Raw genomic sequence first — 8,443 nt, 5'->3', positions numbered from 1 at the left:
AACCTTCGTCGCACCGCGTGCCACTGCCTCGCGAGCGAATGCCAGACCGAGACCGCGATTTGCACCCGTAACAAATATAACTGAACCTTTGACGTTCATGATGAAACTCCAGATAGAGAAGTGGTGGCTTACCCCCTTGCTGCTACCGATCGCGGACAGCAGCAAGAGTTGATGAACGCATCATAATGTGCAATTGCACAGTTTACAGCCCGGAATTCGACAACACTTTGTTGCGTCTCGCAAGATAAATCCGGCTCGAACAGCGCAGCAGGATGCGCTAGCCACCAATTTGCAACGCTGCATGCCATCGACTCAATGCTGTCGCGCGAAGCAAAAGCCCGGACAACCGCTCGCTTGGAAACGCAGATATTTAATGCGGACGGTACTCTTCCTCTGCAGTGCGCGCAGTCCGATACAGCTCCCGAAGCTACCATTCGTGGCAAGAGCCCGAGTGGCGGATCATGGCCGATCCCGGCAGTTCGTAGATCGCCGATCATCGCGCGTTCTCGAGCCGTCCCTCGAACTTCCGTCGCCGACCGAGCGTGTGTGAAAACGCATTGATCGCCTAGACTGAATCAACGTACTGAGACCGGATGACTCATGAAGCGATTCGTTGAAGGCGATGACCATAAGCAGGTCGCACTACTTCCCGCCTGCGTCGAGGACTATGTCGGACAGGACAATCCGATCAGGGTCATAGACGCTATTGTCGAAGAGTTAGACCGTGACGATCTTGGTTTCAACGGTACGACTCCCGCAATCACCGGCCGCCCGTCCTACATCCTGGCGTGCCGCTTAGGATCTACATCTACGGGTAACTGAACCGGATACCCTCTAGCCGCCGTCTTGAGCGAAGAGTTAGAGTCATCGACGAAAGGCAAACGGTCACATCGGGCAGTCGTGCTCAGCTTTGCTTTCCTGCGCATGACAAGGCCAGGAAGCTCGCCCGAGTGATAGCGAGTCAAAGCAGTCCGACCACGCGTTGGAGACAGAACTGTGGTCGACCATATAAAGCGCCAGCCTTCAGCCACCGCGCAGATGTTGCGCGCTGTCCGTCAAAGCTTCGCGTAAATCGAACTGCCGAGCGTGAGCGACGTCGCGCTCGCCGACGCGAAGCGGATCTCGTACAGATCACGTCCGAAATTGCCCGGTATCTTTACCGACATACCACCGAGCGTATCGCTGACCGGCACGAACAACTGGTAGCGCAGGTCTGAATTGCCGTACAGCACGTAGCCTGGCAACTCGGCGAGCGTGGTGAAGAAGGCCGGCGGATTGCCGAGCACGACGATCGGCACCGCTGACGGCGCATCGTTGGTGAGTGTCCATTGAGTGCCGACGCGCGCCTGCCATGCGCTGTCGAGCGGCACAGCAGCCGCGAGCTGCTGGCCGACCGGCAGCGTCAGATACGCGTAGCCTGCCCCCGGCACGACGCGCTTCATCAGATAGCGGTAGCTGTACGGATTGCCCTCGCTGTCATTGCCCGAGACGACCGTGAAGCGGTACGACGCCGTATCCGTGCTGCTCCACCACCAGCCATCGCTGCGGTACTGATATGTGCCAACGGCTTCCCAGCCGCGCGTGTCGGCGTCCCACTGGTTTAGCTGCAACCCGCCGTCCGATCCGGCGATCACCTGATACGGCGAATCCGAGTTGCCGTAGATACCCGCGCCGCTCGCCGCACCCGGACCCGACGCCAACGCCGGAGCGCTGGTGCTGACCTTGGCAGGCAGCGCGGCGATCGTGCCGTCCTCGCGCAACGCGGACAGCACCAGCGTTTCGGCGATCGTGCGCGCCGGATAGCCCGAATTGCCGGTCACCAGCAAGCCGAGCTGCGCCTGCGGCACGACAAAGAACTCGGTCGAATAGAACGCGGTGCCGCCGTCCTTTTCCCAGCCGAGCACGCCCGCCGCGTTGAGCGCCGGTTGCAGCACCGAGTCCCAGCCCAGTCCCCAGCGCCATTCCGGCGATGGGTTGATGGTCAGATTCGTCGTCTGGTCGGTGCCCATCTGCGCGATGCCGGCCGCCGAGACGATGCGCTGGCCCTGGAACACGCCACCGCCGTACAGCATCTGCGCGAGATTCATCATGTCGGTGGGCGTCGCGCTGAGGCCGCCCGTCGCGTACGCGTTGACGAACTCCTGGTATTGCGTGCCGTTGACGAACGGCAGGGAGAACGCACCGCTGCCGGGCACGCTCGTCAGATAGCTGGAGTTGGTCATCTTCAGCGGCGTGAGGATCGCCGAGGTGACGAAGTCGGCGAAACTCTGGCCGGTCATGGCCAGCACGATCTGCTCGACCATCGTGAAGCCGTCGTTGCAATAGACCGCGAGTTCGCCGGGCAGATGCTTCAGGTGCGAGTTGGCGAGTTCGGCCTGGGTGTCGGCGGCGTAGCCGGCCACCGGCTGGAAGGTGAACAGATTGCGTCCGTTCGTACCGGGCAGACCCGACGCGTGCGACAGCAGATGACGCGTGGTGATCTGCGCGTATTCGGGCGACAGCATCGTGAAGCTGGGCAGATATTTGACGATCGGCGTATCGAGCGCGATCAGACCGCGATCGACGAGGATCGACGCGGCCAGCGCCGGAAAGAGCTTGCTCACTGAACCGATGTTGAAGCGCGTCTGCGGCGTCGCCTTGATCTGGCCGGGCACCGACGCCATGCCGAACGCCTGCTGCCAGACCACGTTGTTGCCCTTGACCATCGCGACGGAGACAGCCGCGACCTGATCCTTGCCGGTGCCGACCGCCGCCTGGATCAGTTGCTGACCCATCGCAACAGTTTGCTGGTATGGCGCCCCCTTGCTATTGTCGCCGCCGCAACCCGGTAGCACCGTCGCAAGCATGCCGGCGCCGGTGTATCCGAGAAAATGCCGGCGCCCAGCACTGATAACGCTTCTGTTGTCCTCACCCAGTTTGGCCACAGTCGTCTCCTCGTCGTCGCTTAGGTATCTATGACGTATCGATTACTTCACCGCTTCCAGCGCTGTTACCACGATTTTCGCTATTCCGTCAGCGGATCGTGGCATATGAACGTGCTGAAGCCGGGGATCTGCCCGGTATGTCCGTAGTGCGTACCCATCTTCGCGATGCTGCCGACGTGACAATGCGCGTCGACCGAAACCGGCGTTGATGTCTCACGCTCGGCGGTACCGAAAGATTCGAGCCAGTCGCCTTGGAGAGCTTGCACATGGATCACCGCTCCCGGCGTCAGCGAACTGGCGAGCAACTGTTCGGACTCAGAACGTGCGATGTTGGTGAAAGCGGGATTAGCGGTGATCGAAGCGCCACCGCATGAAGACCGTAAAGCATCACAAGCCAGCATGGCGATCCACGCGCCCGATAGACGTAAAGCCCGGACGACAACCTGCTTTGGAATGTGGAAAATCAGGCGGAAAACCGTCATGGTCCTTTCCTCCGTACCGCATCGCATGATTTCCGGATCGCCGGATCTGACTACCATGGATCGAAAGCTGCATCACGCGGGCATTGATCAGAAGCCATTCTGGAAATATCCATGCCGCCGATGCGGAATATACGACGGGCCGAAAAGATTTGCATGCCTTTTTATCAGCCGGATCGCATCGTGATAGTCGATTGTTAAATCGCTTCGCAGTTGGGATGAGAAGCTATTTGCGAACTCGATAGGCTGCGGAACAATTTGCCGAATGACCTATGCAGCTAAAGTTGCAAGGGGGAAGGTCCAAACTTTCTCGCCTGGCGGTGAGAGCAACTATAAACTCACCGTCGACTATCAGCCGGACAGTCGTCTCGTCGTTGGCGTCTGGGAAAACCTCGACGCAAACCAATGCCAGGAAAATCGCTACGCATGGGACGGTGCCCTCTCTCATCTCATCGACCACACCATCATCGGCACGGGAGATGTTGGCTAAACCGTGGGTGATTGCGTCCGGTTCCGGCGCGCAGCGGAACGCCTGAATGTCCAGGCCTCATTGCTTGCGAACGTCTTTTCACGGCCGATCCCAGCAGTTCGAAGTTCGCCTTTAATCAAGCGGCGCCGAGCCACCCCTCAACTTCCGTAGCCGACCCTCAGGGGACCTAGGACCGACAATGCCAGCGAGGGCCGGTCACGAAGCTAATCGGCCATTCGTTCACAATGTTTTTCAGCGTCCTAACCGAAACTCCATTGCCCTTTAGCGGAAGATAAGAAGGCGCGTACCATCGCATACCCGGCTTAGAGTATTCGACAGTCGAGCGTCGTCACGTCACCTTGCTCGGCAAGGAGGCGATGTAGCCCGGAGCCTATAGCATGTCTGTGTCGCTCTGAGGTATCCGTCGAGACGTGGGACGACAACGTCAGCCCTTCCTTTGCCAAGCTGGTAGATGCATGAAGTCCGCTTACTGCAACTTTCTTCAGCGCGGCTCTTAGCAACGCGTGCAGAATTTAATCCTCTTATACCTTCTCGCACGGGTTCTCGTGCCAATCCGGCATTGTCGTCGTACTGGTGGAACTGATTGAGACGGAGCGCCACTATGCCAAGCGCGCTGCGGCCAGGACTTCCCGCTTGGTTTCCAGAATGTGCTGCTCGAGCAGCGTGACGACTTCGTCGACAGCGCGACGTTTGCAGGCGTCGACGATCTGATAATGGTCGCGCTGGACGTCGTCTTTCTGCGTGTCGAGCGACATGCGCAGGTGCGGGTAACGGTTCGTCGTGCTCAGGCAATACTCTTCGATCATATTCTTGAGGCGCTCGTTGTTCGACGGCGCGCACAGCGCCAAGTGGAACTGGCGGTTGCATTCGGCCCATTCGGCCGGGGTCGTGGCCACGTCGTACGAAGCCAGAATACGCTTCATCAACTCGATGTCGCCCGCCACCATGTTCGGCACGGCCAGTTTCGCCGCGTAACTCTCCAGCGCGGCGCGGATGTCGAGCAGTTCGCAGATTTCCTTGGTCGACATCGCGATCACCACCGCGCCGCGGTTGAGCTGATAGCTCACCAATCCTTCCGCTTCGAGTTGCCGCAGCGCCTCGCGCACCGGAATCCGGCTCGCGCCAAAACGCTCAGCCAGATTCTCCTGGCGGAGTTGCGTGCCCGGCGGGAGCGTGCCCCGCAGGATTTCATCGCGCAATTGATCCCGAATGGACTGCGGCAGCGAACGCTGATCTGCCTTGGCCTGCACTGTCGTCATAAGCAAAAGCCGGTCGTAAGCCGACCGACGAAAAAGGTTGTCGTCAAAATTGCGGGCTGCTACGATTGGATCCAATTCATATGCCAGTGGATAAATTCTTTATAACTTGAATCCAATTCGCCTTCAGCCCAAGGTTTGCACAGTCATGCTCGAAGCACCCAAAAACGAACCAATCTTAGCGTATTCACCCGGCTCCTCCGAGCGCTCGGCATTGGTGCGCGCGCTTGAACAGCAGTCCGCCGAGGCGGTCAGGATTCCAGTGGTGTCAGGCGGCAAACGGCTGACGAGCGGTGCGACGCAAGCTGTGGTGTGTCCGCACGATCACGCGCACACGCTGGCGCACGTGCATCAGGCGAGCCGCGAGGAGGTCGCCGCCGCCATAAAGGCAGCCACCGACGCGCAACGCGACTGGTCGCAGTGGTCGTTCGAAGACCGCGCAGCGGTGTTTTTGAAGGCCGCCGACCTGCTGGCCGGCCCGTGGCGCGCCAAGCTGAACGCGGCCACCATGCTTGGCCAGAGCAAAACCGCTTACCAGGCCGAGATCGACTCGGCGTGCGAACTGATCGACTTCCTGCGCTGGAACATCGCGTTCGCTCGCGACTTGCAGCAGGACCAGCCGATGTCGCCGGCCGGTATGCGCAACGTTCTCGACTATCGTTCGCTGGAGGGCTTCGTGTTTGCCGTCACGCCGTGCAACTTCACGGCGATCGGCGGCAATCTGGCTTGCGCGCCGGCGTTGATGGGCAACAGCGTGCTTTGGAAGCCTGCCGCTACGGCTGCGCTCAGCAATTACTTCGTGTTCCAGTTGCTGGAAGCCGCCGGCCTGCCGCCAGGTGTTATCAATTTCGTGCCAGGCGAGGCGCAGACGGTGTCGTCGGTGGTGTTGGGTTCGGAGGCGTTTGCCGGACTACATTTCACCGGATCGACAGCGGTGTTCGATTCGCTGTGGCGCGCTACCGGCGAGCGTCTGCCGACCTATCGCAGCTATCCGCGGCTGGTTGGCGAAACCGGCGGCAAGGACTTCGTGCTGGCGCACCCGTCGGCCGATGTGACTGCGCTCAGCATCGCGTTGCTGCGCGGCGCATTCGAATATCAAGGACAAAAGTGTAGCGCCGCGTCACGCGCTTACGTGCCTGCATCGCTGTGGCCTGCCGTCAAAGCGCGCCTCGCCGACGACATCGCCTCCCTCAAGATGGGCGACGTCGCCGATCTCGGCAACTTCATGGGCGCGGTGATCGACCGCAATGCCTACGAACGGATCACCCGCTTCATCGCGCAAGCGCGGCAAAGTGGCGGCGCGTCGATCGTGGCCGGCGGCGGTGCGGATGACCGTACCGGTTATTTCGTGCAGCCGACAGTGATCGAAGTCAACGATCCGCAGTTCGTCACGATGCGCGAAGAGATCTTCGGGCCGGTCCTGTCCGTCTATGTCTATCCCGATGCGCGATGGTCGGAGGTACTCAAGCTGGTCGATGAGACGTCGCCGTACGCACTCACCGGCGCGGTCTTTGCGCAGGATCGCGCGGCGTTGGTCGAATCGGGTGCCGCGCTGCGCTTCGCAGCAGGCAACTTCTATATCAACGACAAGCCGACCGGCGCGGTGGTCGGTCAGCAACCGTTCGGCGGCGCGCGTCGCAGCGGCACCAACGACAAGGCCGGCTCCGCGCTGAACCTGCTGCGCTGGGTCTCGCCGCGCACGATCAAGGAAACTTACGTACCCGCCACCCAATACGGTTATCCGCATATGACCTGAGTGCGCGTCGATGCAAGCGGCGCGGTTTAAGAAGCGCCGCATCTGAAGAGCAAGAAGAAGTGACTGCAACAGCGGGACGGACGCTGCGTGGGCTCCACGCGGCGGGGGACGTCTCGCGCCATTCCACGAGAAAAGAGGAGCATCAGATGAGCATGGGCTTTAAACACATCGCGCTGGCCGTGGCCGCGGCCGCGCTCGGATCGACCAGCGTGAGCGCATTGGCTCAGGCGCAGGATGTGAAAATCGGTTTCGCCGCACCGCTGACCGGCGGCCAGGCGCATTACGGCGCGGATTTCCGCAGCGGCGTGACGCTGGCGATTGAGGACTTCAACGCGACCAAGCCGGTAATTGGCGGCAAGCCCGTGCACTTCGTGCTCGACGCCGCCGACGACCAGGCCGATCCGCGCACCGGGACGACCGTCGCTCAAAAGCTGGTCGACGACGGCGTGGCCGCCGTGATCGGCCACTTCAACTCGGGCACCAGCATTCCGGCCGCGCCGATCTACGCCAGGGCTGGCATTCCGGAACTCGCGACGGCCACCGCGCCGGCCTTTACGGCGCAAGGTTTTGCGACGACTTTCCGCCTCGTCACGTCGGACTCGCAACAAGGCGGCGTGCTCGGCACGTACGCGGTGAAGGATCTGAAGTTCAAGCGCTTCGCGATCGTCGACGACCGCACCGCCTACGGCCAGGGCGTCGCCGAAGAATTCGCGAAGGCCGTCAAAGCGGCTGGCGGCACGGTGGTGGCGCAGGAATTCACCAACGACAAAGCGGTCGACTTCCGCGCGATTCTGACCCACATCAAACAGTCGGATGCGGACGCGATTTTCTACGGTGGCGCGGACACGCAAGCTGCGCCGTTCCTCAAACAGATGCGTTCACTGGCGATCCAGAGCACGCTGATTGGACCGGACATGATTCACTCCGACGAACTGCTGAAGATTGCAGGTCCGGCCGCGGAAGGCGCGCTAGCGTCGTCGGGTGGCAGTCCGCTCGACAAGATGCCGGGCGGCAAGGCGTACGTGGAGCATTACACGAAGCGCTTCGGCAACCCGGTCGAACTGTATTCGCCGTACGCCTACGACGGCACCACGGCAGTGCTGAACGCGATGAAGAAAGCCGATTCGGTCGATCCAAAGGTCTATCTTCCGGTGCTGAAGGCCACGCAGATGAAGGGCGTGACCACCAACGAACTCGCCTACGACGATCGCGGTGATCTGAAGTACGGCGGCGTGACGGTCTACAAGGTATCCGGCGGCAAGTGGACGGCGCTGCAAACCGTTGGCACGAAGTAATGCCCGCTTAGGGGCAAAAGGTACAGGTGGGCCTGGTCCCAGGCCGCGGCGCGGGCAAGCGATTGCAACGCCTCTTTCGATTGTGTTGCGCCGATTTCGCGAGTCTCATGGTTGCACATGAGGCTCGTTTTTTATCGAGTACTTGTAGAACGCAGGGAGGTAGAGGTATCTCTCGCGCGAACGGTGTCGGTGTCGGTGCTGTCTGGTATACACATCTCCGAGCCCACGACCCGGCCGCGTATG

At 60.9% G+C, this 8,443-nt stretch carries 6 protein-coding genes and 2 pseudogenes; 4 read left to right on the top strand and 4 right to left on the bottom strand.

Features of this window, described 5'->3' with window-relative positions; genetic code table 11:
• Positions 1-99 (bottom strand): annotated as a pseudogene (locus DK391_RS45550) (short-chain dehydrogenase); the annotation flags it as partial.
• A gap of 501 nt (positions 100-600) precedes the next feature.
• On the opposite strand from DK391_RS45550, the pseudogene DK391_RS43325 reads away from it, so the two are divergent.
• Positions 601-815 (top strand): annotated as a pseudogene (locus DK391_RS43325) (IS5/IS1182 family transposase); the annotation flags it as partial.
• Positions 816-1,055: 240 nt separating this feature from the next.
• On the opposite strand, the gene DK391_RS43320 reads toward DK391_RS43325, so the two are convergent.
• Together DK391_RS43320 and DK391_RS44745 are read right to left on the bottom strand one after the other, a co-directional pair.
• A complete protein-coding gene (locus DK391_RS43320; RefSeq protein WP_109484157.1) occupies positions 1,056-2,846 on the bottom strand; it encodes a serine hydrolase domain-containing protein in 1,791 nt (596 codons plus the stop codon).
• A gap of 158 nt (positions 2,847-3,004) precedes the next feature.
• Positions 3,005-3,406: a hypothetical protein gene (locus DK391_RS44745; protein WP_162601067.1), complete on the bottom strand. Its 402-nt coding sequence runs from the start codon at positions 3,404-3,406 to the stop codon at positions 3,005-3,007.
• Positions 3,407-3,668: 262 nt separating this feature from the next.
• On the opposite strand from DK391_RS44745, the gene DK391_RS43310 reads away from it, so the two are divergent.
• Positions 3,669-3,893, top strand: coding sequence for a hypothetical protein (locus DK391_RS43310; protein ID WP_109484155.1), 225 nt, complete (start codon positions 3,669-3,671; stop codon positions 3,891-3,893).
• Positions 3,894-4,492: 599 nt separating this feature from the next.
• Here DK391_RS43310 and DK391_RS43305 read toward each other — a convergent pair.
• The gene (locus DK391_RS43305; RefSeq protein ID WP_239483117.1) at positions 4,493-5,227 is read right to left on the bottom strand and encodes a GntR family transcriptional regulator; all 735 of its coding nucleotides are present in this window, start codon (positions 5,225-5,227) and stop codon (positions 4,493-4,495) included.
• Positions 5,228-5,297: 70 nt separating this feature from the next.
• On the opposite strand from DK391_RS43305, the gene pruA reads away from it, so the two are divergent.
• Both pruA and DK391_RS43295 read left to right on the top strand, forming a co-directional pair.
• Complete coding sequence (gene pruA, locus DK391_RS43300; RefSeq protein ID WP_109484153.1) at positions 5,298-6,905, top strand: L-glutamate gamma-semialdehyde dehydrogenase; 1,608 nt, start codon at positions 5,298-5,300, stop codon at positions 6,903-6,905.
• A 146-nt stretch (positions 6,906-7,051) separates the two neighbouring features.
• Positions 7,052-8,200, top strand: a complete 1,149-nt coding sequence (locus tag DK391_RS43295; protein WP_109484152.1) for a branched-chain amino acid ABC transporter substrate-binding protein — start codon at positions 7,052-7,054, stop codon at positions 8,198-8,200.
• Positions 8,201-8,443 lie beyond the last annotated feature (243 nt).

The organism is Paraburkholderia sp. C35, assembly GCF_003121405.1.
Lineage (GTDB): Bacteria > Pseudomonadota > Gammaproteobacteria > Burkholderiales > Burkholderiaceae > Paraburkholderia.
This window is presented reverse-complemented; position numbering and strand designations above follow the sequence as displayed.

What these genes read in the sequence shown, in the direction of transcription:
- pruA (WP_109484153.1), top strand. Translation starts at nt 5,298, where the DNA reads ATGCTCGAAGCACCCAAAAACGAACCAATCTTAGCGTATTCACCCGGC.
- DK391_RS43295 (WP_109484152.1), top strand. Translation starts at nt 7,052, where the DNA reads ATGAGCATGGGCTTTAAACACATCGCGCTGGCCGTGGCCGCGGCCGCG.
- DK391_RS43310 (WP_109484155.1), top strand. Translation starts at nt 3,669, where the DNA reads ATGACCTATGCAGCTAAAGTTGCAAGGGGGAAGGTCCAAACTTTCTCG.
- DK391_RS43320 (WP_109484157.1), bottom strand. Translation starts at nt 2,846, where the DNA reads ATGCTTGCGACGGTGCTACCGGGTTGCGGCGGCGACAATAGCAAGGGG.
- DK391_RS44745 (WP_162601067.1), bottom strand. Translation starts at nt 3,406, where the DNA reads ATGACGGTTTTCCGCCTGATTTTCCACATTCCAAAGCAGGTTGTCGTC.